Here is a 26,112-nt window from a genome sequence, read left to right on the forward strand (position 1 = left end):
AAATATAATGAAATACATCATAGCTCCCATCGCGACAGCATTATTTCTCCTTAGCGGATGCGATAATGCGCAGACATCTGCCCCGCAGCAATCCACGCCGGAAGTGGGCGTGGTCACCCTGCAAAGCCAGCCGGTGCCGGTAGTTAGCCAGCTCACCGGGCGCACCACCGCCTCGCTCAGCGCCGAAGTACGCCCCCAGGTGGGCGGCATCATCCAGAAGCGCCTGTTTACCGAAGGCGATATGGTGAAGGCCGGGCAGGCCCTTTACCAGATCGATCCCTCCAGCTATCGCGCGACCTGGAACGAAGCGGCGGCCGCACTGAAACAGGCCCAGGCGCTGGTGGTCTCCGATTGCCAGAAGGCCCAGCGCTACGCGTCGCTGGTCAGGGATAACGGCGTTTCCCGCCAGGATGCCGACGACGCCGCCTCCACCTGCGCCCAGGACAAGGCCAGCGTGGAATCGAAGAAAGCGGCGCTGGAGAGCGCGCGCATCAACCTGAACTGGACCACCGTCACCGCACCGATAGCCGGGCGCATCGGCATCTCGTCGGTTACGCCGGGGGCGCTGGTCTCCGCCGATCAGGATACCGCGCTGGCGACGATCCGCGGGCTCGACACCATGTATGTCGATCTGACGCGATCCAGCGTCGATCTCCTGCGTTTACGCAAACAAAGCCTGGCCAGCAACAGCGACACCCTCAGCGTAACGTTAACCCTGGAAGATGGCAGTACCTACCAGGAAAAAGGGCGTCTGGCGCTCACCGAAGTCGCCGTCGATGAATCCACCGGCTCGGTGACCCTGCGCGCTATCTTCCCCAACCCGCAGCACGTCCTGCTGCCGGGGATGTTCGTCCGCGCGCGCATCGATGAAGGCATCATGAACGACGCGATCCTCGCCCCACAGCAGGGGATCACCCGCGATGCCAAAGGCGACGCCACGGCGCTGGTGGTCGATGCCGCCAACAAAGTTGAGCAGCGTACCGTGGAAACCGGCGACACCTATGGCGATAAATGGCTGGTGCTGAGCGGCCTGAAAGCAGGCGATAAGCTGATTGTCGAAGGCACCAGTAAAGTGGCCCCCGGACAGACAGTGAAGGCCGTTGCCGTCAACAATAACGGAGGCAATGCCTGATGTTCTCCCGTTTCTTCGTGCGTCGCCCGGTCTTTGCCTGGGTGATCGCCATTCTGATTATGCTCGCCGGGGTGCTGGCGATCCGCACCCTGCCGGTAGGCCAGTATCCGGACGTCGCCCCGCCGGCGGTGAAAATCTCCGCCACCTATACCGGGGCGTCCGCCGAAACCCTGGAGAACAGCGTCACCCAGGTGATCGAGCAGCAGCTTACCGGCCTCGACCATCTGCTCTACTTCAGCTCCACCAGCAGCTCCGATGGCTCGGTCAGCATCACCGTCACCTTTGAGCAAGGGACCGACCCGGACACCGCCCAGGTGCAGGTGCAAAACAAAGTCCAGCAGGCGGAATCGCGGCTGCCGAGCGAAGTCCAGCAGTCCGGCGTAACGGTGGAAAAATCGCAGAGCAGCTTCCTGCTGATCCTCGCGGTGTATGACAAAACCAATCGCGCCACCAGCTCCGATATCTCCGACTGGCTGGTCAGCAATATGCAGGACCCGCTGGCGCGTGTGGAGGGCGTCGGCAGCCTGCAGGTGTTCGGCGCCGAATACGCGATGCGCGTCTGGATGGACCCGACCAAACTCGCCTCCTACTCGCTGATGCCTTCCGACGTTCAGTCGGCGATTGAGGCGCAGAACGTGCAGGTTTCCGCCGGTAAAATCGGCGCGCTACCGTCGTCCAATGCCCAGCAATTGACCGCCACCGTGCGTGCGCAATCCCGGCTGCAAACCCCTGACCAGTTTAAAGCGATCATCGTGAAAAGCCAGGCCGACGGCTCGGTGGTGCGCCTGAGCGATGTCGCGCGGGTGGAGATGGGCAGCGAGGATTACACCGCTACCGCTAATCTGAACGGCCATCCGGCCGCCGGGATCGCGGTGATGATGGCCCCCGGCGCCAACGCGCTGGACACCGCGACCCTGGTGAAAAGCAAGATCGCCGAATTCCAGCGTCAGATGCCGCAGGGCTACGATATCGCCTATCCGAAGGACAGCACCGAGTTCATCAAAATCTCGGTCGAGGATGTGATTCAGACCCTGTTCGAAGCGATCATTCTCGTGGTCTGCGTGATGTATCTGTTCCTGCAGAACTTCCGCGCGACGCTCATTCCGGCGGTGGCGGTGCCGGTGGTGCTGCTTGGCACCTTTGGGGTGCTGGCGCTGTTCGGCTACTCGATTAACACCCTGACGCTGTTCGCCATGGTGCTGGCGATCGGCCTGCTGGTGGATGACGCCATCGTGGTGGTGGAAAACGTCGAGCGCATTATGCGCGACGAAGGGCTGCCCGCCCGCGAAGCCACCGAAAAATCGATGGGCGAAATCTCCGGCGCGCTGGTGGCGATCGCCCTGGTGCTGTCTGCGGTGTTCCTGCCGATGGCCTTCTTCGGCGGATCGACCGGGGTCATCTATCGCCAATTCTCGGTAACCATTATTTCGGCAATGATGCTGTCGGTGGTGGTGGCACTAACCCTCACCCCGGCGCTGTGCGGCGCGCTGCTCAGCCACTCCAAACCGCACACCAAAGGGTTCTTTGGCGCCTTTAACCGCCTGTGGGGGCGCACGGAAGCAGGCTACCAGCGCCGGGTGCTCGGCGGCCTGCGCCGGGGCGCAGTGATGATGGGCGCTTACGCGTTGATTTGCGGGGCGATGGCGCTGGCGATGTGGAAGCTGCCGGGCAGCTTCCTGCCGGTGGAGGACCAGGGGGAGATCATGGTCCAGTACACCCTGCCCGCCGGGGCAACCGCGGTGCGTACCGCCGAGGTGCGTCGCCAGGTGACCGACTGGTTCCTCACCAAAGAGAAAGCCAATACCGACGTCATTTTCACCGTCGACGGCTTCAGCTTTAGCGGCAGCGGCCAGAACGCCGGGATGGCCTTCGTATCGCTGAAAAACTGGTCGCAGCGCAAAGGGGACGACAATACCGCCCAGGCCATTGCCCTGCGCGCCACCAAAGAGCTGGGGACGATCCGCGACGCCACCCTGTTCGCCATGACCCCGCCGTCAGTAGACGGTCTCGGGCAGAGCAACGGCTTCACCTTCGAGCTGATGGCCAGCGGCGGTACTGACCGCGACAGTCTGATGAAGCTGCGCAGCCAGCTGCTGGCGGCGGCCAACCAGAGCAGCGAGCTGCAGTCGGTGCGCGCTAACGATCTGCCGCAGATGCCGCAGCTGCAGGTGGATATCGATAACAACAAAGCCGTCTCGCTGGGGCTGTCGCTGAGCGATGTGACCGATACGCTCTCCAGCGCCTGGGGCGGTACCTACGTGAATGACTTTATCGATCGCGGCCGGGTGAAAAAGGTCTATATCCAGGGCGAAAGCGACGCGCGCGCGGTGCCGTCGGACCTCGGCAAATGGTTCGTTCGCGGCAGCGATAACAGCATGACGCCGTTCTCCGCCTTCGCCACCACCCACTGGCAATACGGCCCGGAAAGCCTGGTGCGCTACAACGGCTCCGCCGCCTTTGAGATCCAGGGCGAAAACGCCGCCGGCTTCAGCTCCGGCGCGGCGATGGACAAGATGGAAAAGCTGGCCGACAGCCTGCCGGCGGGCTCCACCTGGGCGTGGAGCGGTATTTCGCTGCAGGAAAAGCTCGCCAGCGGCCAGGCGATGAGCCTCTACGCCATCTCGATTCTGGTGGTGTTCCTGTGCCTGGCGGCGCTGTATGAGAGCTGGTCGGTGCCGTTCTCGGTGATCATGGTTATCCCGCTCGGCCTGCTCGGCGCGGCGCTGGCGGCGACGCTGCGCGGTTTAAGCAACGACGTCTACTTCCAGGTGGCGCTGCTGACCACCATCGGCCTGTCGTCGAAAAACGCCATCCTGATCGTGGAGTTCGCTGAATCCGCCGTGGATGAGGGGTATTCGCTCTCCCGGGCGGCGATCCGTGCCGCGCAGACCCGTCTGCGCCCGATTGTCATGACCTCGCTGGCGTTTATCGCCGGGGTACTGCCGCTGGCCATCGCCACCGGCGCCGGAGCCAACAGCCGCGTGGCGATCGGCACCGGCATCATCGGCGGCACCCTGACGGCCACCCTGCTGGCGGTGTTTTTCGTACCGCTGTTCTTCGTGCTGGTGAAACGTCTCTTCACCCGCCAACGTCCTTCTCAGGAGTAAGGTATGTTTCGTTTGAGTTTTATGTTTATCGCGCTCCTGACCGCGGGCTGCGTCTCGCTTGACCCGCATTATGATCGCCCGGCCGCGCCGGTGCCGGCCACCCTGCCCGGGGCGCACGGCGAATCGACGGCGGTGGTCGGCGACTGGCAGAAAGTGGTCAATGACGCGCGGCTGAAAAAAGTGGTCAGTCTCGCGCTGAACAGCAACCGCGATGTGCAAAAAGCGCTGGCCGATATCGAGGCCGCGCGCGCCCAGTACGGCGAGACGCGGGCGTCGCTGTTTCCTACCGTCGATGCCGAGCTGAGCCATACCCGCAGCAAAACGGTAGCCAGCGGCCTGAGCTCCGCTTCGCAGGCCGACGGCGCGGTCTCCAGCTTCGAGCTGGACTTGTTCGGCAAGAACCAGAGCCTGTCGCGCGCGGCGCGCGAAACCTGGCTTGCCAGCGAATTCACCGCGCAGAATACCCGGCTGACGATGATTGCCGATTTGACCACCGCCTGGGTAACGCTGGCGACGGATAACAGCAATCTGGCGCTGGCGCAGCAGACCATGGACAGCGCAGCAAACTCGCGCAACATCGTCGCCCGCCAGATGGCGGTGGGTACCGCTTCCGCCGGCGATGTAAGCTCGGCGGAAAGCGTCTATCAGCAGGCCCGCGCCAGCGTCGCCAGCTATCGCACGCTGGTGGCGCAGGATAAAAACGCCATTAACCTGCTGGCGGGGGAAACCGTGCCGGAGAGCCTGTTGCCCGGCACCCTCGAGAGTCTCGGGGATAACAGCATCGCGCTGGTGCCGGCGGGCGTGTCGTCGTCGGTGCTGCTGCGCCGGCCGGACATTCAGGAAGCGGAGCACAATCTGAAGAGCGCCAATGCCGATATCGGCGCGGCGCGGGCGAACTTCTTCCCGTCGATTTCCCTGACCGCCAGCGCCGGGGTCGGCAGCGACTCGCTGTCGTCGCTGTTCAGCCACGGGATGCAGGTGTGGTCGTTCGCCCCCTCCATCAGCCTGCCGCTGTTCACCGGCGGCAGCAACCTGGCGCAGCTGCGCTATGCGGAAGCGGAGAAAAAGGGGCTGATCGCCACCTACGAGAAATCGATTCAGAGCGCCTTTAAGGACGTTGCCGATGCGCTGGCGCGCCGGGAAACGCTGAGCGAAGAGCTCGATGCCCAGCGGCAGTACGTCGCCGCCGAGCAGACATCGCTGGATATCGCCATGAAGAGCTATCAGGCCGGAGTCGGCGATTATCTGTCGGTGCTTACGGCCCAGCGCACGCTGTGGTCGGCGAAGACGACGCTGCTGTCCCTGCAGCAGACCGACCTCAATAACCGGATCACCCTCTGGCAGTCGCTGGGCGGCGGCGCCAGTTAATTTCACCCGCCGGGCGGCCGCGCCCGGCTTCTGTAAGGAATCGTTATGCCACGTGTTTCCCTCTCCTGGGCGCTGATCCTCGGCCTGCTGTCGGGTATCGGCCCGCTGTGCACGGATTTTTATCTGCCGGCGCTGCCGGAGATCACTCAGCAGCTGCAGGCCACCAGCACCCAGACCCAGCTGTCGCTGACCGCCGCGCTGATTGGCCTCGGCCTGGGTCAGCTGTTTTTCGGCCCGCTGAGCGATCGCATTGGCCGCCTGAAACCGCTGGCGCTGTCTCTGCTGCTGTTTATCTTTGCTTCGGCGATGTGCGCCCTGACCCGGGATATCAACATGCTGATTGTCTGGCGCTTTTTACAGGGCTTCGCCGGCGCCGGCGGCTCGGTGCTGTCGCGATCCATCGCCCGCGATAAATACCAGGGCACCCTGCTGACCCAATTTTTCGCCCTGCTGATGACCGTGAACGGCATTGCGCCGGTGCTGTCCCCGGTGCTGGGCGGCTACGTTATCACCGCCTTCGACTGGCGAATTCTCTTCTGGACGATGGCCGCCATTGGCGGCGTGCTGCTGGTGATGAGCCTGACGATCCTGCGGGAAACGCGCCCGGCCGCAGCAACGCATACCGCCCGCCAGCAACGCGGCCAGCCGGTGCTGAAAAATCGCCGCTTTCTGCGCTTCTGCCTGATTCAGGCCTTTATGATGGCCGGGCTGTTCTCTTACATCGGCTCCTCTTCCTTCGTGATGCAAAGCGAATACGGCATGAGCGCCATGCAGTTCAGCCTGCTGTTCGGTCTGAACGGTATCGGGCTGATTATCGCGGCGATGATCTTTTCCCGCCTGGCGCGCCGCTTTAGCGCCGAAAGCTTGCTGCGCGGCGGCCTGACGCTGGCGGTGAGCTGTGCGGCGATCATGCTGCTGTTTGCCTGGCTGCAGCTGCCGGTGCTGGCGCTGGTCGGCCTGTTCTTTACCGTGTCGCTGATGAGCGGCATCAGCACCGTCGCTGGCGCGGAGGCGATGAGCGCCGTCGATGCCGCGCAGTCCGGGACCGCGTCCGCGCTGATGGGCACCCTGATGTTTGTCTTCGGCGGCATCGCCGCGCCGCTGGCAGGCCTCGGCGGTGAAACGATGCTGAAAATGAGCCTCGCGATGGCCATCTGCTACCTGCTGGCGCTGCTGCTGGGCCTCAGCAAACCGCGCAGCGCGCGCTAATCTCCTGCTGCGGTAATAAAATATTCCAGATTTATTACCGCACTATTTCCCGCCATACCTACCATTCTCCTATTATTCTCCGCGTACTAATCGTGATACTCTTCACAGGCAAGGAATAAATAATTCCTTATACTGCGCGCCACTGAGAATAACGAGGTTTCTATGAGTATCGACCTGAGCAAACTGCTGACCGAGCGACGCAACGCCAACAGCGCCAACATTGACACCCTCTCCACCCTCGACATGCTGACGGTGATAAACCAGGAAGACCAGCAGGTAGCCCAGGCGATTACGCCCTATCTGCCGCAGATTGCCGAGGTGGTGGATAAGGTCGCGACGGCGCTGCAGGCCGGTGGCCGCTTGATTTATATCGGCGCGGGTACCTCAGGGCGTCTGGGGATCCTCGATGCCAGCGAATGCCCGCCAACCTTCGGCACCCGCCCGGAGCAGGTGGTGGGGATCATCGCCGGCGGACATAAAGCGATTCTCAGCGCCGTGGAAAACGTGGAAGACAACAAAGCGCAGGGGGCGATGGATCTGCAGAACCTGAACTTCAGCCACCGCGATGTGCTGGTGGGACTGGCGGCCAGCGGACGCACGCCGTACGTCATTGGCGCCATGGAATACGCCCATAGTCAGAATGCCTTTGTCGCCATCGTCAGCTGTAACCCGCATGGCGAAATGGCCCAGCTGGCGGACGTGGCGATCACCCCGGTGGTCGGCCCGGAAGTGGTCACTGGCTCTACCCGTCTGAAAGCCGGTACCGCGCAGAAGCTGGTGCTGAACATGATCTCCACCGGGGCGATGATCCGCGTCGGCAAGGTGTACAGCAACCTGATGGTCGACGTCGAAGCGACCAACGCCAAGCTGATTGAGCGCCAGGTCTCTATCGTGATGGAGGCGACCGACTGCGATCGTCCCACTGCCCGGAAGGCGCTGGAGGCCTGCGGCCGCCACTGTAAAACGGCGATCGTGATGGTGCTGGCGGACTTAAGTGCCGAAGACGCGCAGTCGCTGCTGGCAAAAAACAACGGCTATATCCGCAAGGCGCTCAGCAACACCTGAGCACCGACAGACAGGTAACGGGCAATGGCAAAAATAACGAAAGAAATGATAGCGCGGATCCTCGCCCACGTAGGCGGCGCCGCAAACGTCGCGCAGGCGGGCAACTGCATGACGCGCCTGCGCTTGACCCTGCGCGATGAAAGTCTGGCCGACAGCGCCGCCATCCGCCAGATTGACGGCGTAATGGGGGTGATCGTCAGCGACGAGCAGTTCCAGGTGGTGCTCGGCCCCGGCAAGGCGCAAACCGCCGCCGAGATGATGAACGTCCTGCTGGAGGAGGCGCCCGCCGCGCCGACGCTGGCCGACGTCGCAGCGGAGAAAAAGCAGGCGCTGAAGGGCAAGCAGACCAGCGCGGTGCAGAAGTTTCTCGCCAAATTCGCCACCATCTTTACGCCGCTGATCCCCGGCTTTATCGCCGTCGGGCTGCTGCTGGGCTTCGCCACCCTGGCGGAACAGATCTTCGTGCTGGAGAACGCCCATCCGAACGCCAGCCTGGTAGCGCTGATTGGCTACATGAAGGTCTTCAGCAAAGGGATGTTCACCTTCCTGAGTATCCTGATTGGCTATAACGCGCAGAAGGCGTTCGGCGGCTCCGGCGTGAACGGCGCGATTATCGCCTCGCTGTTCGTGCTGGGCTACAACCCGGAGGCGACCAGCGGCTTCTACGCCGGCATTTCCACCTTCTTCGGCCACGGCATCGATCCGCGCGGCAATATCATCGGCGTATTGATCGCCGCTATCCTTGGGGCGTGGGTTGAACGCCAGGTGCGGCGGGTAATGCCGGCCAACCTCGATATGATCCTCACTTCGGCGGTGACGCTGCTGATCATGGGCGCGGTGACCTTTACGGTGATCATGCCGATTGGCGGCTGGTTGTTTACCGGCATGTCGTGGCTGTTCCTGCATCTTAACGGCAACCCGTTTGGCTCGGCGGTGCTGGCCGGCCTGTTCCTGCTGGCGGTGATGTTCGGCGTCCATCAGGGGTTTGTCCCGGTCTATTTTGCGCTGGTGGACGCCCAGGGCTTTAACTCGCTGTTCCCGATCCTGGCGATGGCCGGGGCCGGGCAGGTGGGGGCGGCGCTGGCGCTATTCTGGCGGGCGAAGCGCGATTCGCTGCTGCGAACCCAGATTAAAGGGGCGATTATTCCGGGCTTCCTCGGGATTGGCGAGCCGCTGATCTACGGCGTCACCCTGCCGCGGATGAAGCCGTTTGTCACCGCCTGCCTCGGCGGCGCCTGCGGCGGGTTCTTCGTCGGACTGATCGCCTGGCTGGGGCTGCCGGTCGGCCTGAACACGGTGTTCGGCCCGTCCGGGCTGGTGGCGCTGCCGCTGATGACCTCCGGCAGCGGAATTTACGCCGGGATGGCGGTCTACGCCGGCGGGCTGGCGGTCTCCTACCTGTGTGGCTTTGTCCTCACCTGGCTGTTCGGCAGTAAAAATGTCGATTTAAGCTAGAACGCGACTGTCGGGTAGTGCCCGGTGGCGGCTTCGCCTTACCGGGCCTGCAACATCGTTACGCCGCCGCGCCCGACTACCATTTCCTGCCCCGCCGCCCGGGCTGGCGCATGCTATGATTCCCCTTTGTCATATTTCGCTTGAGGAAAAGATGGGCTCCAGCAAAAAAGGGATGCTGAACGTACTGATTGCCGCCGTGCTGTGGGGCAGTTCCGGGGTGTGTGCGCAGTTTATTATGCAGGAAAGCCAGATGTCGTCGCCGTTTCTGACCATGACACGTCTGCTGTTCGCCGGGCTGATCCTGTTGATGCTCGGCTTTGTTCACGGCGACCGCATTTTCCGCGTGCTGCAAAACCGCCGCGACGCCCTCAGCCTGCTGTTTTTCTCGCTGTTTGGCGCGTTAACCGTGCAGTTCACCTTTCTGATGACCATTGAAAAATCCAATGCCGCCACGGCCACGGTGCTGCAGTTCCTGTCCCCGACGATCATCGTCGCCTGGTTTGCCCTCGCCCGCAAAGCGCGTCCCACTCCGCTGGTGCTGGGAGCTATCTGCACCTCGCTGGCGGGCACCTTTCTGCTGGTGACCCACGGCAACCCAACGACGCTGTCGATTTCGCCGGCGGCGCTGTTCTGGGGGATCGCCTCGGCGTTTGCCGCCGCGTTTTATACCACCTATCCCTCGACGCTGATTGCCCGCTACGGGACGCTGCCGATCGTCGGCTGGAGTATGCTGTTCGGCGGCGCGATGCTGCTGCCGTTTTACGGCGGCCAGGGCACCGATTTTGTGGTGAACGGCAGCCTGCTGTTAGCTTTTTTCTATCTGGTGGTGATCGGTACCTCGCTGACCTTCAGCCTCTATCTCAATGGCGCGCAGAAAATTGGCGGCGCGAAGGCCGGGATCCTCAGCTGCGCCGAACCGCTGAGCAGCGCCCTGCTGTCGCTCCTGCTGCTGGGGATCACCTTCACGCTGCCGGACTGGCTGGGCACTCTGCTGATCCTTGCGTCGGTGGTGCTGATCGCCATCGACTCGCGGCGGCGGGTGAGAGCCGCCTGAGCAGGCGATAAAAATTGCATTTTCAATAAGTTAAACTGACCACTATTTGCGTGTTTTCGCGCCTGCGCATATAGTTGACGGAAGCGATTACGGAAGGAGAAGCCTGATGAAAGCATGTTGGATGGTATGCCTGGTCACCGCCCTGAGCGCCACGTCGGCGTGGGCCGAATCACCGCTGCAAAGCCTGCAGTTCGAGCAGCAAAAACAGCAGGTGCTCAAAGCGGTGAAGGAAAAATGCGCGCCAGCAAGCCACCTCAGCGACAACGATTTTGCCAATAAAGTGCTGGCGACCGACGGTAACAAGAACGCGGTCCGCGAAGCAACGCTGGCGAAAGAGCGCAATAACCAAAAAAGCTACCAGGCCGCAATCGACAAAATCGTCTGTCCGGCCAAATAGCGGTTATTTCAGCCTGGCGACCAGCGTTTTCCAGTCAAACGGCGTCAGCTGCCTGTAGCTCAGGCTACGGGCGGCCATCTGCTCCGGCAGCTGGCGCTGGCTTTTCGCGATCGCCTCGCTCATTATCCCGGCGCTCCCCACGTCACGCAGGGTTTTCACCACCTCTTCCATCTCTTCGCTGCGCCGAATGCCATGTTCCGCCACCCGGCTGATCAGATAGTCGGGGAACGCTCCTGTCCAGCCCAGAGAGGGGAAACTATGATGCAAGGAACTAAGCACCTCCTCCTCGACGCCATATTCACGGGCCGCGAACAGGCATTCTGTGGTGAGCGCTTCAAGACCTTTGATCATCACGCTACGGCACATTTTTATCGCCGACACCTGGCCCACCGTACTGGCGCCATAGCGGGCATTCAGCCCCAGCCCCTGCAGACGCGGCGCGATCGCCTCCGCCTGCGGCCCGCCGATCAATAACGGTGTCTGCAATCGGGCCGGCGGTACCGGCGCCATCACCGCGACATCGATGTAGGCGCCGGGCAGAAAATGTTCAGCCGCCTGCCGTTTCGTCTCCGGCGCCACGGAGTTGAGATCGAGGAAGTATTGCCCCGGCTGCAGCAGCGCGGCCGCCTGCTGCGCCACCTTTAGCGCCTCACCCGCGGTCACAGTAGAAAAAACCAGCGTGGCCCCCTCCAGCGCCTGCGCCAGCGAACTTCCCACCTGAACGCGCGAGTCACGGGCTTTTTTGCCCATCGCCTCTCGCGCCGGGCCATTGAGCTTGCAATCCCAAATGGTCACCGTATTCTCACGGGCCAGATCCGCCGCCAGAATGCCACCCGCCTCGCCAAAACCAATAAACGCGATCGTCATCATTACTCCTCACGCGGCCAGACGCGGGCCGGAATAAAAACCTCGCCAGCAAACAGCAATCGCGCCGTGCGTAACAGGCCGCAGCCAGCCAGGGCGCCGTCAGCATCAAGCTGAAGCGTTACGCTAAATTCGCCTGTCGGATGCTCAACGCTGAGCAGCGGCGTATCGCCTGGCGCTACCTGCGCCAGGCCCTGCGCGACAGAGCCGGGGAGCAGACAAGCGCTGGCCACGCTCACCGCGCCAAACACGCCGATTGACGCGTGGCAGCGGTGCGGGATAAAGGTGCGGCTGCTGATGGCGCCGCCGTGTCGCGGTTCGGCGATCAGGGTCATCTTGGGCACCGTGCGCTGGCTGACGTCGCCAAGCTGCATCAGCGGCCCGGCCTGCAGGCGAATCGACTCCAGGCGACGTTTAAGCGCATCGTCATTATCCAGCTGTTCGCGCGTCTCATAGCCGGTGCAACCGAGGTCGGAAGCGCGCAGCAGGATCACCGGCATACCGTTATCGATGCAGGTCACCTCAACGCCGTCAAAACGGTCACGAACCCGGCCGGTCGGCAGCAGCGCCCCGCAGCTGGAGCCCGCCACATCAAGAAAATGGAGCAGGATCGGGCTGGCGCTGCCCGGCACGCCATCGATACGACTCTCGCCGGCGTAGTCGACCCCGTCGGCATCGCAGGGGATCTCTGCCACCGCCAGTTGCCCCGTGTTCTCCATATAAATACGCACCCGAGTGAGCGGCGCATCGTGGCGAACCAGACCACGCTCGATGGCGAAAGGGCCAACGGCGGCGAGAATATTGCCGCAGTTTTGGCCGTAATCCACGGTGGCCGCCGCCACGTTCACCTGGGCAAACAGATAGTCCACATCGGCGTCAGGCCGTGCGGAGCGGCGGATAATCGCCACTTTACTGGTCAGCGGATCGGCGCCGCCGATCCCGTCAATTTGCCGGGGATCAGGCGAGCCCATCACCGCCAGCAGCACCGCATCACGTTGCACCGGATCGGCAGGCAGATCGTCAGCCAGAAAACAGGCTGCCTTCGAGGTGCCGCCGCGCATCCATAGACAGGGGATTCCGCGTTGCGCCATTTATTCCTCCACCTCGTCTGCGCGGTCGTAATACCGCAGCCCCTTTTCCGCCAGACGCGGGCGCATCGCGTAAATATCCAGCCCCAGCTCGCCATGGCGCATCCGCTCACGCTTCGCAAGCTCATTGCTCATACGGGCTTCCGCTTTATCGAGCACATCACGGACCTGCGCGTGAGGCAGCACCACGACGCCATCGTCGTCGGCCACCACGACATCGCCCGGCTGCACAAGCTGGCCTGCGCAAATCACCGGGACGTTAACCGAACCGAGGCTCTCTTTCACCGTTCCCTGGGCATAAACCTGACGGGACCAGACGGCGAATCCCATCTCCCGCAAAGTCTGCGAATCACGAATGCCGATATCGCCCACCAGACCGACCACGCCGCGCGATTGGAGAGACGTCGCCAGCAGATCGCCGAAGAAGCCATCGCCGCACGGCGACGTCGGGGCCACCACCAGAATATCGCCGGCGCGGCACTGCTCGACCGCGACATGAAACATCCAGTTGTCGCCTGGCGTCACCAGCACGGTTACCGCGTTGCCCGCCCGGCTGACGCCCTGCTGAATCGGACGGATTGCCGGCCCCATCAGCCCCTGACGATCCCAGGCTTCATGGAGCGTCGCCACCCCGGCCGCCTCACAGCGGCGCAAAACCGCCTCGTCATGGCGCGGCAGGTGGCGGATCACAAGGCCTTTTTTATTTAACAGGTTCATGCCAGGTTCTCCGTTACGCGGGGGAAGATGCTCTGGAAGGCTTCGCCGTGAACGATATCGCGCGTGGCCGTGATGCCGATATTGCGCTTGGCCTGCACCCCGCGCTGCAGCGCCACGCGGGTGTAGTATTCCCACAGATGCTCCTGACCCTGCATGCACTGAATGGCCTGATACTTTTTCTCCCAGACGGCGGTGATGTCCAGTAACACATCGGGTTTCCAGTTGCACTGCTCCGGCTGGTGCGGTTCGAAACAGTAAACCGGGGGAGCAGCGACAATTTTCTCGCCGGGGCGATAGCCTTCTGCCTGAGCGATAATCCGAGCCTCCTGCGCCAGGTGGGAGGCCAGCGGATGATCGTAGTTATAGGGATCGTGCAGGGAGTGCGTCAGGACAAAGTGGGGCTGGATACGGCGATACACATCCGCCAGACGAAACAGCGTCTCTTTATCGGCGCGCAGCGGATAGTCGCCGATATCAAAGAATTCGACGCTGGCGCCCAGGATCTCAGCGGCGGCCTGCGCCTCTTCGCGACGCACCTGCTTCACCGCCTCCTCGGTCATGTTGCCTTTGCGCCACAGTTTGGCGGACTCGCCGCGCTCGCCAAAGGATAAACAGACCACATGGACCTGATAGCCCTGCAGGGCATGCAGCGCTATCGCACCGCCCGCGCGCCAGACGAAATCGGCCGAGTGGGCGCTGACGACAAGGGCACTTTTTTCGCTAACCGGATGAGACATGATGGCTTCCTCTGTTGTTTTTTTCAGCTTGTCATGTCCCGTCGCAGGGAGGTAATTCGTTAACTTGCGAAGGCTATGATTTTTATTTATGTTGTCGACTCACTCACTGTTTCAGGCCTGACGAACCATGCTGAAGAAAAAGCACGATAAAATCATAAATATCATGCAGCTGCGCTTTTTCTGTCAGGTCGCGCTGCGCGGCAGCGTCTCGCGTGCGGCCGATGACTTATTCCGCACGCAGTCAGCGATAACCCGGGCGATCCGCGACCTTGAATCCGCCTTGAACGTCACGCTGTTCGAACGCCATTACAGCGGCATGGTGCCCACCGAGTATGGCAAGTGCATCCTGCCGCGCGCCCGGCGGGCGATTGACGACCTGCAGGCCATTCCGGCGCTGTTGCAGAAACACCATACCCGCACCAGCGGCCCGCTGGCGGACGCCGGCTGGCTGTTCAATACCCGCCGGTTAGCCATATTTATTCAGCTCTATCACGTCAACCATACCCAAACCGTCGCGCAACAGTTGGGGATCACCCAGCCGGCGGTCAGCGCCGCGCTGAAGGTCCTGGAGAAAGGGGCGGATTCGGCGCTATTTCGCCGGACGCCAGAAGGGGTGCGCCCCACGCCCGCCGCGGAGCTACTCTATCCCCCGGTAAGCAGAGCGCTCAACGAGCTGGAAAACATCTGGAGCGATCTCGCCGCCCGTCGCGGGGTGCTGGAGGGCACCGTGCGCATTGGCGCCCTGCCGCTGAGCCGGACCCGGCTACTGCCCTCCGCCATCGCCGCCTTTCTGGCCCAGCACCCGGGCATTACCCTCATGACCAATGAAAGCCCGTATGAGTCGCTGGTCGCCGATATGCGGGCAGGTAATATCGATTTTATTATCGGCGCCCTGCGTCAGGATGAAGATCTTCCGGACCTCTGTAGCGAGGCGTTATTCGAAGAGGATATGTTGATTTTACTGCGTAATAACCACCCGCTGCTGCGCCATCCGGATCCGCGCAGCCAGCTGGCGACCGCGCAATGGGTGCTGCCGCGCGCCAACGCGCCGGCGCGCCATTTACTGGATAAGGCGTTTATCACCCTGGGGCTGCCGCTGCCCCAGCCGACGGTGGAGACCGGGGATGCGGCGATGGTGAGAGGATTGCTGCAGGACTCCGACATGCTGGCGGCGGTCTCCGCCAGCCAGATGCGTTTTGAAACTGACAATGGGCTGCTCAGCGTGTTGCCGGTCCCCCTGCCCGATACCACCCGGCGTATCGGGCTGACGTTTCGCGCCGGCAGCCTGCCCTCCCCGGCGACGCAGGCGCTGTTGCGTTTTATCTATCAGCAGGTTCAGGACGGGACCGTTTAACGTTTACCCGCCACCGAATAGGTTACCTGTTGGTTGCGCGTTTGCTGAAACGCCTCCAGCGTCTGCCCGCGCATCGCGGCGTAAATATGCAGGTTGGATACACCGACCACCGCGCCCATTTTCTCCAGCAGGAAGAAACTGGCGCCATACTGAATCAATCCCCGCCAGTCACGTGCGTTGAGCAACTGCTGTTCCTCCTCACTAAGTCCGGCTTCGGCATAAAGCGACTGAGGCGACTGCAGAAAACGTTCGCGCCAGGCAGGCTCAATCAGCCGATGCAGGAAACGGTTAAGCCGCAAGCCATTCAGGCTGCGCTCGTGGGTAAAAGGATAGGTTCCCGGCAGTTTCTCCACCCCGGCCAGCTGCTGCGCCATATGCTGGCGATGGCGCGTCAGGGTATCGACGGGGGGCAGGCGCGCATTGTTCTCAAGGATCAGCGTGGCGATACCGGTCATCGACGGCAGGTAATAGTCGCGCCAGGTTTCGGTGACATTGGCTGATAGCGCGCCGCGCATCACCAGCCACATGATTACTTCGGACCCCTCCATCCCCCCCAGCTCGGCATATTCGCCAAGGGTCATTTCGGTGAGCTTTTCCGGGTCATTAACCAGCATGTCAACAAACTGGGCATCCCAGTCGGGATTATTAAATCCGCAACGCTCGCCATGAACCTGATGCGAGAGGCCGCCGGTCGCGACAATCGCCACATTGATATCTTCCGGGAAGCTTTCAATTGCCCGGCGCAGCGCCTGGCCGAGTTTGTAACAACGGCGCGCGCTCGGTACCGGAAATTGCAGCACGCCGATCTGTAACGGGATCACCGCCGTCGGCCACCCCTGCGCTTCATCCCAGGGCAGCAGCGCCGAAAGCGGCGAGAAAAGGCCGTGGTCGAGCTTTTTATCCATAAAGAACGACATATCAAACTCATCGGCCATCAGGCTGGCGCCAATGTGCCTTGAGAGCGCCGCATTGCCCTGGACCGGCGGCAGGCAGCGTGGTCCGCCGCCTTCATCGGCAACGTCATATTGACTGTCGATTCCCAGCGTAAAAGTCGAATAGTGATCGAAGAAAAAGGCGGTCACATGATCATTAAAGATGTACACCAGCGCATCCGGTTTTTTCTCCTCCAGCCAGCGCTGCAGCGGTTCGAAGCTCTGGAAGATCGGCGACCACGCCGGGTCCTGCTGTTTATGATGATCGACCGCGAAGCCGATAGTCGGGGTATGAGAGACGGCGATACCGCCGAGAATGTTAGCCATCAGATAACTCCACTTATCGGTGTTCCAGGGGGGATGACAAAGCGTCCAGTTCTGCCTCTGTGAGTCGAGGCTTAGCGTGATTCATACGGTGCAACAAAATACAGATCCCCGCCAGGCAGGCCGGCAGCGCAAGCACCAAAAAGATCGACGAGTGTCCCGGTACGGCCAGCATCAGCATCCCGCCCAGCGTGGAGCTGAGAATAGCCCCGGTACGGCCGATACCATGCATCCAGCTGACGCCGGTAGCACGGATCTCGGTTTGATAATAGGCTGGCGAATAGGCCTGCAGACCGTTCTGCGCGCCGTTAATGCACATCCCGCTGATAAAAATCAGCACCGACAGCGCCGCCGATCCGAAATCCATCAACCCTTGGGACAACAGGCACAGGCAGCCGAGGAAATAGGTTGCCGCAATCACGGCTTTCGCCGAAGCGCGATCCATCAGCATACCGACAAGGATCCCGCCCAGCGGGCCGCCGAGCTGGAACAAGCCGGTCATCATCGCCGCCTGCTGCAGCGACAGCCCGCCGGAGCGGAGAATGGTTGGCAGCCAGCCGTTCAGCAGATATATCACGAACAGCCCCATAAAATAGGTCAGCCACAGCGCTATCGTGCCGCGGGCATAGCCATGCCGAAACAGCTGCGCCACTTTGCTGCTCCGCGTGATGGGCGGCGCATTCAACTGAAAAACGGTTTCCGCCGTAAACTGGCCCCCAAGCCGGTTAAGCGCCCTGGCGATCTGCTCGCCCGGTAGCCGGCGCGCCACCATGTTCATCGCCGACTCCGGCAACATCACGATCATAAAGGGGAGCACCACGAGCGGCAGCACGCCGCCAAAAATCAGCGCCGAGTGCCAGCTGTAATGCGATAACAAACCGGCGGCGATAAAGCCGCCGAGGCCGGAACCCACGTTAAAACCGCTGTACATCAGGGTGATCATCACCCCTTTACGCCGCTCCGGCATATATTCCGCCACCAGCGTGACGCAGTTGGGCATCACCGCGCCAAGGCCAAGGCCAGTAAGAAAACGCATCAGCGCCAGTTGCGATGGGCTTTGCGCCACGGCGCCGGCCAGGCTGAACAGCGCAAACAGCGCCACCGACCAGAGTAAAATGCGTTTTCGGCCGTAGCGGTCAGAAAGCGGGCCCGCCACCAGGGCGCCAATGGCGACGCCGAACATGGCCGCCCCAAGAATCGGCCCCATTTCAGCCCGGCTGATGCCCCAGTCCTCAATGAGCGCCGGGGCGACAAAGCCCATCACCGCGGCGTCATACCCATCCAGCATAATGATGATGAAACAGAGCAGCAGCACGTTCCATTGAAAGCGCGAGACCGGACGGGCATCTATCCACGCTTTCACATCGACAACGTTCATGTGATTCATAGGGTCACTTCCTTAAGCAGGCGGTACGAATGTTCTGGTTAGTGTTTTTTGAGTGGAACTTTCGTACTCAACTTAAGGCAGGTCACGCAGGCTGTCCGGTTCGAAAACCCGGCGTCAGATATGAGTTTTATTTATAATGTGAGGGATACGACAAAAACCAGCCAGCAAAAAACCCGCAGCCAACGGCGGCGGGTCAGGGCAAGAGCGGAGTTCAGTGCTTCGGAATAATTAAATCGCCGCGCAGCGGGCTGCCGCCCGGGTTGTCCGTTTTCTCGGTCAGCCAGTTGACGATCCGCGACGCCATCGCGTCCATGGAATATTCAATGGCCGGAATGGTGGGGATACCGGGCAGCTGTAACGATCCGGCGAGGCTAAACACCATCACATTTTGCGGAACGGCGCGGTTAAACGCCTGCAGCTGCGGCACCACGCGCTGCGCCTGCTGTTCATCGCTCACCAGCAGCGCGTTAAAGTTCAGCGTCGTGGCGTTATTGACCAGCTCCTGCACCGCCACCGACGGCGAGGTGTTATCCAGAAACACCAGGTTGCGATTAAACGGCAAAAAGTTTTTTTCCAGCGCGTGCTTGTAGCCCAGCAGCACCTGGTCGGCAAAGCCGCTGCTCTGCGGATGAATCAGCGCAATCTGCCGTCTCCCCTGACTAATCAGATAGTGGCAGGCGGTTTCGGCAGCGAAGGCATGATCGAACTGAATGCTGTTGTCGCCCTCGCTGTCGAGGCAGTCCACCAGCACCACGTCCGGGCGGTTAATATTCAGGGGAAAACGCGCGCCGATGATCAGCACGTTATCGCACAACCCGCAGGTCAACTCCTCCAGCGAGCTCATCACGCCGTTGCTGGTGTTGGCGAAGCGCAGCAGCAGGTGCTTCTGGTGCTGGCTGAGCTGTTTTTCCAGGGCGTAGAGATAGCTGGTGGTTTGATTGATGTTGTCCTGGGCGCAGATGACGCCGATACAGCCGGTGGACTGGCTGAGCAACGACTGGGCTATCATGTTTGGCCGGTAATTGAGCGCTTCCGCCGCCTGCAGCACCGCCTGACGACTGGCTTCCTTCACGCCACGTGAGCCGCTCAACACTCGCGACACCGTGGCTTTGGAAACCCCGGCAAGTCGTGAAACATCATTGATTGTCGACATCATTTTCCCCTGCGCGGGCGCCGCGTCCCGCCAAAATCCTGTAAACCTGAATCGCTTCAATTGTGACCAGCGCAGTATATCCATTTCACCATTTGTTTGGAAACCGATTTTCCATTTCAGCGTAAAACATCGCCAAATCGACAGAATAATGTGAGCGAAATCCAATAAATCCGCCCCATAAGCAGGAGATCTTGACCACTATCACAGTTCTGCTTTTTATGAATGGAAACCGGTTTCCGTCTGATATCAAATCATCCACGCAATAACTTTTTACATTTTGAGGATGGTCGTCGATGTACAAGATTATGCTGTGCTGCTCTGCCGGGATGTCCACCAGTCTGCTGGTCAGAAAGATGGTGGAGGCGGCGAATGAACGTGACCTGCCGGTGCAGATTGATGCCTATGGCGTTTCCGAATTTGACATGCAGTTTCCGCAGTATCAGGTGGTGTTGCTTGGCCCCCAGGTGAAATACATGTTGAAAACCCTGTCTGACAAAGCGGCTTCCCTGAACATTCCCGTTCAGCCCATCGATACGATGGACTACGGTATGCAGCGGGGAGACAACGTCCTGAATTATGCTCTGTCGCTGATCCCAGCGGCGCACTGAGAGGTGTTGAAATGAGTTCTCTGTATCAGTCCATGATTGCCGTGATCGAGCAATCTATTACTCCGCTGGCAGGACGCCTTGGGCAGCAGAAATACGTTATCGCTATCCGCGATGGCTTCACTGCCGCCTTGCCGTTTATGATCATCGGCTCTTTCATGCTGGTATTTATCTTTCCGCCGTTTTCACCCGATACCACCAACGGCTTTGCCCGCGGCTGGCTTGATTTCTCCCAGCACTACCGCGAACAGCTGATGCTGCCGTTTAACCTCAGCATGGGCGTGATGACCTTCTTTATCTCGGTCGGCATTGGCGCCAGCCTCGGTCGTCAGTTTCAGCTCGATCCGGTGATGTCCGGTCTGCTGGCGTTTATGGCCTTCCTGCTGGTCGCCGCGCCCTATGCCGATGGCAAAATTTCCACTCAGTATCTGTCCGGTCAGGGCATTTTCACCGCGCTGATCACCGCCATCTACTCCACCCGCGTTTATGCGTGGCTGAAGCAAAACAACATTACGATTCGTCTGCCGAAAGAGGTCCCCACCGGCGTCGCCCGTTCGTTTGAAATCCTGATCCCGGTGCTGGTGGTCATTGCGACTCTGCATCCGCTGAACCTGTTTATCGAAGCGCAGACCGGGATGATCCTGCCGCAGGCGATCATGCATCTGCTGGAGCCGCTGGTTTCCGCCTCCGACTCGCTGCCGGCGATTTTGCTCTCCGTTCTGATGTGCCAGATTTTCTGGTTCGCCGGGATCCACGGCTCACTGATTGTTACCGGCATTATGAACCCGTTCTGGATGGCCAACCTGTCGGCAAACCAGGCGGCGCTGGCGGCGGGTACGGTGCTGCCGCACGTCTATCTGCAGGGCTTCTGGGATCACTATCTGCTGATTGGCGGTGTCGGTTCGACTCTGCCGCTGGCTTTCCTGCTGCTGCGTAGCCGGGCCACTCATCTGCGCACCATCGGCAAGATGGGCATTGTGCCGAGCTTCTTTAATATCAACGAGCCGATTCTGTTCGGGGCGCCAATCATCATGAACCCGATGATGTTTATCCCCTTCGTCTGCGTGCCGATGGTCAACGCGGTGCTGGCTTACGGCGCGACGCGTCTTGGCTGGCTGAGCCAGGTGGTGTCCCTCACTCCGTGGACCACGCCGGCACCAATTGGCGCGTCATGGGCGGCCAACTGGACCCTGAGTCCGGTGGTGATGTGTCTCATCTGCATGGTGATGTCGGCGGTCATTTACCTGCCGTTCCTGCGCGCCTATGAACGTTCCTTAATGAAAACCGAAGTTGAGAAAGCCAAAAATAGCGTTCCAGTGGCAGAAACCGTTAGCTAATCCCTCTCCTTCCGGAGAGATAATAAGATGACAGCGTAATAATGCAGAAAATGGACTTTCACTGCATTATTAAATAATAAATACCTCAGGAATACACATGATTGAATTAGAAGATGCGGTAATGGAAATTATCGTTAATGCAGGACAGTCACGCTCATTATGTTTTGAAGCGTTGCATGCGGCCCGAACCGGAAATATCGACGAAGCGCGCTTACTCTTAAATGAGGCCGACGGCTACGCCCGCCGGGCGCATCAGATGCAGACCCAGCTCATCGGGCAGGATGCCGGTGAAGCGCGTCAGCCTATGACGCTGATTATGGTACATGCCCAGGATCATCTGATGAATTCGCTGCTGGCCCGCGAGTTCTCAGAAGAATTAATCCATCTGTACCAGCGTTAATTAATATGAAATAACGTCAGCGAGAATATTATTCTCCGGCGTCGCTGTACCCTAAAAAACAAATCAGCTTATTTTGGTTATTTATTTTAGCCAGAATGGGATGGTTATTATCTGAAATATATTAATTATTAAAGCGAGATAACCATGAATACTGTGAAAAAACTGCCTTTAGCCATGGCGGTTGTCGCCGCGCTGTGCCCAATTTCTGTCATGGCGCAAGAATTTACGCAGGAACAGATCGACGCCATCGTTGCCAAAGCCGTTGATAAAGCGCTGGCCGACCGCCAGGCGAAAATCGACGCCGCGGCCAACAAAAAGGTCGACGTGATCACCAACCCGCAGACCACCGCCGCCTCGCCGGATATGGCCATTCCGTTCGGCCTCAAGTTCAGCGGCTATGCCCGCTATGGCGCCCACTTCCAGACCGGCGACCAGAAATATGTCGGCGTCGACGGCTCCTATAACGGCGCCTCGGCGATCGGCCGTCTCGGCAACGAAAGCAACGGCGGCGAATTCCAGATCAGCAAGGCCTTCAAAAGCGCGCAGGGGGCTATCTGGGATCTCAACGTGATGTTCGACCACTGGAGCGACGAAGTTAACCTGAAGAAGGCCTACGTCGGCGTCACCAACGTCCTCGACTCCAACCCCAACGCCTATCTCTGGGCCGGCCGCGACTTCCACCAGCGTCCGCAACAGGGGATCAACGACTACTTCTGGATGAACCACGACGGCCAGGGCGCCGGGGTGAAGAACTTTGATATCGGCGGCGTGCAGTTCGACGTGGCGACGGTGTCGCAGGTGAAATCCTGTAGCCCGGAAGTGATGGCCGATGAAACCAACCCGTCGCGCATCACCTGTACCGGCAGCTCCGATACCGGCGACAACGGCCACTACGCGCTGACCACCAAAACCCACAACATCAAGGCCGGGCCGATCGACGTCGAGGTGTACGCCAACTACGGCTTTGACTCGAAGGCGGTGGACAGCGACGCGCGCCTCGAAGCCTGGCAGGGCGGCCTGGTGCTGAGCCACACCAACGACAGCGGGGTGAACAAGGTGATCCTGCGCTACTCCGACAACTCGGATAACAGCGTCTACAACAAAACCGACGACCTGACCACGGTCTACGCCAGCTTCGAGGGCAGCCATAAGTTCACCCAGCAGGCGCAGATCGAATACCTGCTGGCCTTCCACGACTACGACAACGGCAAGGACAACACCGACAACCGTAAAAACTACGGCGCCATCGTGCGGCCGATGTACTTCTGGAACGACGTGCACTCCACCTGGCTGGAAGCGGGCTACCAGCGCGTGGATTACGACCAGGGCGGGGATAACCACGGCTGGAAGCTGACGCTGTCGCAGAACATCGCCATCGGCATGGGGCCGGAGTTCCGCCCGATGCTGCGCTTCTATGTGACCGGCGGTCAGGTGGACAACGAGCATACCGCGAAGGTTAACGGCACCCAGGACCAGCAGCTGGATTCACTGAACGTCGGTGGAATGTTTGAGGCGTGGTTCTGATGCGATAGCGTTGTCGAAGGCGCGTTCCCGGCTGGCGCTACGCTTAGCCGGGCTACGACTGGTGCGCTCCATTTATGCCGGATGGCGGCATACATGCCTTATCCGGCCTACAGAAAATCGCCTTCCCCCCAGGACCGGCAAGCGCAGCGCCGCCGGGCGGTCAGGCGCCGTACCCGCGGTAGTGCCGGCTGGCAAAAGGCGAGCGGCCTTAAGCGGGTGGATTCACCTTCACTTTGGTCGCCACCAGCAACCCGGTAAACAGCATTAATATTCCTGACAACACCAGCGGCGACAGCAGCCCTAAGTGGTCGAGCGCCACGCCGCCGACCGCGGCGCCGCAGGTGTTGGCCAGCTGGATCACCGCCACCTGAATCGACCCGGCTTTTTCCGCCTGATCGGAGAGCGAACGGGTGATCCACGTTGACCACCCCACCGGGATCAGCGCAAACGCGAAGCCCCAGATAATCGCCACCGTCGAGGCGACGATTTTGCTTTCTCCCCACAGCACCAGCGCCACCGCGCAGGCGGTCAGTACCAGTGGCGCGATCGCCAGCGCCGCTTTTACCGAACGCTTGAGAAGCACCGAGGAGAGCGAGGTGCCGATAAAGCTGGCGATACCAAAGCTCAGCAGCACCAGCGTCAGGCCGTCGACATCAAACCCGGCGAGGGTCATGTACACCGGACGTATATAGGTAAAGAAGGCGAACTGCCCGGCAAAGGCCATGAAAATGGCGCACATCCCGGCCATCACCCCCGGACGCTTCAGCAGACCAAACATATTTTGCTGCTGAGAAGCCGATTCACCGGGCAGCGACGGCAGCGCTTTCAGCACCCAGAGCGTACACAGCACGCCCATCACCGCCGCGCCGTTAAAGACGTTGCGCCAGCCGATAAGCCCGCCAAGGAAACTGCCCAATGGGGCGGCGATCACCAGCGCGATTGATACCGCGCCGAAGATAATCGATAGCGCTTTCGGCACCACGCGCATCGGCACCAGCCGCATGGTCAGCGAGGCCGACATCGCCCAGAAACCGCCGAGCGCCAGGCCCAGACAGGCGCGTCCCAGCAGCAGCAGGGTGAAGCTATCGGCAAACGATACCAGCAGGCAGGAAAGGGTCAGCAGCAGCGAAAACAGGATCACCACGTAGCGGCGATCGGTTTTGCCAATGATGGAGGTGATAAACAGGCTGGAGAACATCGCTACGAATGCCGTCGTCGTCACCGACTGCCCGGCCATCCCTTCGGAGATGCCTAAATCCAGCGCCATCGGCGTCAGCAGGCTGACCGGTAGAAATTCGACGGTAATCAGGCAGGCAACGCAGAAAGCAACCGCGAAAACCGCCGACCAGTTTGGTCGCGCCAGCTCGCGTGCATGGGGTTTGGCTTCATTTGAATGACTCATGAGTGACCTGCGAAGAAAGTGGCTGAAAGCCGCGCAGTGTAACATTTTGTTTGTGACGAATTTAACGTTTTCGCAACTCTTCTCGCTTTTCATAAGAGGATGCGTAGCTGTTCGCATGTTTAAAAAAACGATGCTTGCTATCGCTTTTACAAATCTCAGGAGAATTTAATATAGCACCATGTGCTATACTTTTAACGACAGGATGTCAGCAATGCGTATCTTTAAAACCAAATGGTTTGCCAGAGAGGCTAGTTCTCATGGCATTTCCGACAACGAGCTCTATCAGGCAATTCAATCTGCGCTTCAGGGCAAGGTGGTTGATTTAGGAGGGGGGGTTTATAAAAAGCGACTCAACAAGAATCGCGATCGCGCAATCATCCTTACCAAAAGCGCAGGGTATTGGTTTTATACCTTTCTATATGCCAAACAGGATATGGCCAATATCAACCATCGCGAATTAATGGGGTTTCGTGAGTTAGCAAAACACTATGCCAATCTCTCTGAAGAGAAAACGACGGCCTTAGTTAAAAGTAAAGAACTGGTGGAGATTTGCGATGACAGCAAAAAATAAATACAAAAGCCCGGCTTTCGAAGCGATCCATAGCGCTGCGTCGGGGCTATTCAGCGTTGGCGCAATCCCACAGGAAACAATGCGCCATTTTGATGAATCATGTCTCGGTAGCGTAGCCGCACTTCAACCCATTGAAATTAAAGCGCTACGTGAACAACTCAATGTTAGCCAACCCGTGTTCGCTCGTTATCTGAATACCAGTGTGTCTACCGTGCAAAAATGGGAGACTGGCGCTAAACGACCGAGCGGAATGTCATTAAAATTGCTTAGCGTCGTACAAAAACACGGCCTGAAAATCCTACTGTAGTTATTCTGCCGGATGGCGCTTACGCTTATCCGGCCTACAAGGAACGTAAGGGAGATATGGTTTTGAACCACAGGCCGGATAACAATGAGATCAGTGCAGCCAGTGCACGCCGTCTTCCGGCAGAAACAGCGCGTTATAACGCTGCTGTAGGTTATGCAAATCGCTTGCATCCGGATCCAGCTCGCGCAGAAACCCTTGCGCAAGACGAATTTGCGCGTCGGTAATCGGCGCCGCTAAACGCGCTTTTTGCATCAGGCGATACCAGTAATGCAGGTTTTTTTCGCTGGCATCGACAATCGCGACCTGCCAGATGAGCAGCACCTGCGCGGCGTTCTGCAGATGCGCTTCATTCGGCCGCTCCAGGTAGCGCAAATACTCATTACCGGCGGTTTTTCCCAGCTGATCGATCATTGATTCCAGCGGAACAGGCGTAATGCCCAGGCGTTCGCTCAGGCGGCGGATCGCGCGGCGTGAATCAGAGGTAAGCACCCGAAATCCCACAACAAATACCACTACCAGGGTGGCCAGTCCTATCCAGATCATGCATCCTCTCATCCAATCGCGGCCTGACTATCATAATGGGAATTTGCCTGCTGTCGACTGTCGGACCTGGCATATTACGC

Annotated in this window: 24 protein-coding genes; 15 read left to right on the top strand and 9 right to left on the bottom strand. The window is 60.0% G+C overall.

The annotated features are described in order from the left end of the window. Positions 1–7: 7 nt before the first annotated feature. The 8 genes from eefA (at position 8) to FHW76_RS15535 (ending at position 10,787) form a co-directional block, all read left to right on the top strand. Positions 8–1,132 carry a multidrug efflux RND transporter periplasmic adaptor subunit EefA gene (eefA, locus tag FHW76_RS15500; RefSeq protein WP_049165270.1) on the top strand — a complete coding sequence of 375 codons (1,125 nt, stop codon included), beginning with the start codon at positions 8–10 and terminating at the stop codon, positions 1,130–1,132. Continuing rightward, positions 1,132–4,239, top strand: a complete 3,108-nt coding sequence (gene eefB, locus FHW76_RS15505) for a multidrug efflux RND transporter permease subunit EefB (RefSeq protein ID WP_004151514.1) — start codon at positions 1,132–1,134, stop codon at positions 4,237–4,239. The genes eefA and eefB overlap by 1 nt, the downstream gene beginning before the upstream one ends. Before the next feature lie 3 nt (positions 4,240–4,242). Further along, the gene (gene eefC, locus FHW76_RS15510; RefSeq protein ID WP_012967026.1) at positions 4,243–5,607 is read left to right on the top strand and encodes a multidrug efflux RND transporter outer membrane subunit EefC; all 1,365 of its coding nucleotides are present in this window, start codon (positions 4,243–4,245) and stop codon (positions 5,605–5,607) included. Between the two features lie 45 nt (positions 5,608–5,652). Beyond that, entirely contained in the window at positions 5,653–6,816 is a 1,164-nt protein-coding gene (locus tag FHW76_RS15515; protein WP_012967025.1) for a multidrug effflux MFS transporter, read from the top strand. A gap of 162 nt (positions 6,817–6,978) precedes the next feature. Next, a complete protein-coding gene (gene murQ / locus FHW76_RS15520) occupies positions 6,979–7,881 on the top strand; it encodes an N-acetylmuramic acid 6-phosphate etherase (RefSeq protein ID WP_012967024.1) in 903 nt (300 codons plus the stop codon). A gap of 24 nt (positions 7,882–7,905) precedes the next feature. Continuing rightward, positions 7,906–9,336, top strand: coding sequence for a PTS N-acetylmuramic acid transporter subunit IIBC (gene murP / locus FHW76_RS15525; protein WP_044649853.1), 1,431 nt, complete (start codon positions 7,906–7,908; stop codon positions 9,334–9,336). A gap of 151 nt (positions 9,337–9,487) precedes the next feature. Further along, positions 9,488–10,390 (top strand): DMT family transporter, encoded by a 903-nt coding sequence (locus tag FHW76_RS15530; RefSeq protein ID WP_002923118.1) that lies wholly within the window; start codon positions 9,488–9,490, stop codon positions 10,388–10,390. Between the two features lie 106 nt (positions 10,391–10,496). Next, the gene (locus FHW76_RS15535) at positions 10,497–10,787 is read left to right on the top strand and encodes a YicS family protein (protein WP_002923120.1); all 291 of its coding nucleotides are present in this window, start codon (positions 10,497–10,499) and stop codon (positions 10,785–10,787) included. 3 nt (positions 10,788–10,790) lie between these two features. On the opposite strand, the gene FHW76_RS15540 is transcribed toward FHW76_RS15535, so the two are convergent. From FHW76_RS15540 to galB, 4 genes are read right to left on the bottom strand one after another with little or no spacing between them, the layout of a single operon-like run. Then, positions 10,791–11,654, bottom strand: coding sequence for an NAD(P)-dependent oxidoreductase (locus FHW76_RS15540; RefSeq protein ID WP_044649852.1), 864 nt, complete (start codon positions 11,652–11,654; stop codon positions 10,791–10,793). A gap of 2 nt (positions 11,655–11,656) precedes the next feature. Continuing rightward, the gene (locus FHW76_RS15545; RefSeq protein ID WP_016162004.1) at positions 11,657–12,742 is read right to left on the bottom strand and encodes a 4-oxalomesaconate tautomerase; all 1,086 of its coding nucleotides are present in this window, start codon (positions 12,740–12,742) and stop codon (positions 11,657–11,659) included. Continuing rightward, a complete protein-coding gene (locus tag FHW76_RS15550; protein WP_008806775.1) occupies positions 12,743–13,456 on the bottom strand; it encodes a 4-carboxy-4-hydroxy-2-oxoadipate aldolase/oxaloacetate decarboxylase in 714 nt (237 codons plus the stop codon). Then, positions 13,453–14,193, bottom strand: coding sequence for a 4-oxalmesaconate hydratase (gene galB / locus FHW76_RS15555; protein WP_022065828.1), 741 nt, complete (start codon positions 14,191–14,193; stop codon positions 13,453–13,455). Before galB ends, FHW76_RS15550 begins: the two co-directional genes overlap by 4 nt. Positions 14,194–14,320: 127 nt before the next feature. Between galB and FHW76_RS15560 the strand changes: the two genes are divergently transcribed. Next, a complete protein-coding gene (locus FHW76_RS15560) occupies positions 14,321–15,547 on the top strand; it encodes a LysR family transcriptional regulator (RefSeq protein WP_087731758.1) in 1,227 nt (408 codons plus the stop codon). Here the strand turns inward: FHW76_RS15560 and FHW76_RS15565 are convergent. From FHW76_RS15565 to FHW76_RS15575, 3 genes are all read right to left on the bottom strand, one after another. Continuing rightward, positions 15,544–16,806 (bottom strand): gallate dioxygenase, encoded by a 1,263-nt coding sequence (locus tag FHW76_RS15565; protein WP_008806772.1) that lies wholly within the window; start codon positions 16,804–16,806, stop codon positions 15,544–15,546. The two genes, FHW76_RS15560 and FHW76_RS15565, sit on opposite strands and share 4 nt — an antisense overlap. Positions 16,807–16,819: 13 nt before the next feature. Then, entirely contained in the window at positions 16,820–18,190 is a 1,371-nt protein-coding gene (locus FHW76_RS15570) for an aromatic acid/H+ symport family MFS transporter (protein ID WP_012540273.1), read from the bottom strand. Between the two features lie 211 nt (positions 18,191–18,401). Then, positions 18,402–19,343, bottom strand: a complete 942-nt coding sequence (locus FHW76_RS15575) for a LacI family DNA-binding transcriptional regulator (protein WP_032691298.1) — start codon at positions 19,341–19,343, stop codon at positions 18,402–18,404. Positions 19,344–19,636: 293 nt separating this feature from the next. On the opposite strand from FHW76_RS15575, the gene FHW76_RS15580 reads away from it, so the two are divergent. From FHW76_RS15580 to FHW76_RS15595, 4 genes are all read left to right on the top strand, one after another. Beyond that, on the top strand, positions 19,637–19,951 hold the full coding sequence (locus tag FHW76_RS15580; RefSeq protein WP_004145041.1) for a PTS sugar transporter subunit IIB: 315 nt from the start codon (positions 19,637–19,639) through the stop codon (positions 19,949–19,951). 11 nt (positions 19,952–19,962) lie between these two features. Then, positions 19,963–21,285, top strand: coding sequence for a PTS cellobiose transporter subunit IIC (locus tag FHW76_RS15585; RefSeq protein WP_002923156.1), 1,323 nt, complete (start codon positions 19,963–19,965; stop codon positions 21,283–21,285). 97 nt (positions 21,286–21,382) lie between these two features. Continuing rightward, complete coding sequence (locus FHW76_RS15590) at positions 21,383–21,685, top strand: PTS lactose/cellobiose transporter subunit IIA (protein ID WP_002923158.1); 303 nt, start codon at positions 21,383–21,385, stop codon at positions 21,683–21,685. A gap of 144 nt (positions 21,686–21,829) precedes the next feature. Beyond that, entirely contained in the window at positions 21,830–23,209 is a 1,380-nt protein-coding gene (locus tag FHW76_RS15595; protein WP_016162007.1) for a carbohydrate porin, read from the top strand. Positions 23,210–23,417: 208 nt separating this feature from the next. Here FHW76_RS15595 and nepI read toward each other — a convergent pair whose 3' ends face one another. Continuing rightward, the gene (gene nepI / locus FHW76_RS15600) at positions 23,418–24,611 is read right to left on the bottom strand and encodes a purine ribonucleoside efflux pump NepI (protein WP_049138705.1); all 1,194 of its coding nucleotides are present in this window, start codon (positions 24,609–24,611) and stop codon (positions 23,418–23,420) included. 211 nt (positions 24,612–24,822) lie between these two features. Here nepI and FHW76_RS15605 point away from each other — a divergent pair, with 211 nt between their 5' ends. After that, on the top strand, positions 24,823–25,182 hold the full coding sequence (locus tag FHW76_RS15605; protein ID WP_022065005.1) for a type II toxin-antitoxin system RelE/ParE family toxin: 360 nt from the start codon (positions 24,823–24,825) through the stop codon (positions 25,180–25,182). Beyond that, on the top strand, positions 25,166–25,489 hold the full coding sequence (locus FHW76_RS15610; RefSeq protein ID WP_004173862.1) for a DNA-binding transcriptional regulator: 324 nt from the start codon (positions 25,166–25,168) through the stop codon (positions 25,487–25,489). Before FHW76_RS15605 ends, FHW76_RS15610 begins: the two co-directional genes overlap by 17 nt. Positions 25,490–25,579: 90 nt before the next feature. On the opposite strand, the gene FHW76_RS15615 is transcribed toward FHW76_RS15610, so the two are convergent. Continuing rightward, positions 25,580–26,032: a DUF1198 family protein gene (locus FHW76_RS15615; protein ID WP_012967018.1), complete on the bottom strand. Its 453-nt coding sequence runs from the start codon at positions 26,030–26,032 to the stop codon at positions 25,580–25,582. Between the last annotated feature and the right edge of the window lie 80 nt (positions 26,033–26,112).

The organism is Klebsiella sp. RC2 (assembly GCF_014192815.1).
Classification (GTDB): domain Bacteria; phylum Pseudomonadota; class Gammaproteobacteria; order Enterobacterales; family Enterobacteriaceae; genus Klebsiella; species Klebsiella variicola.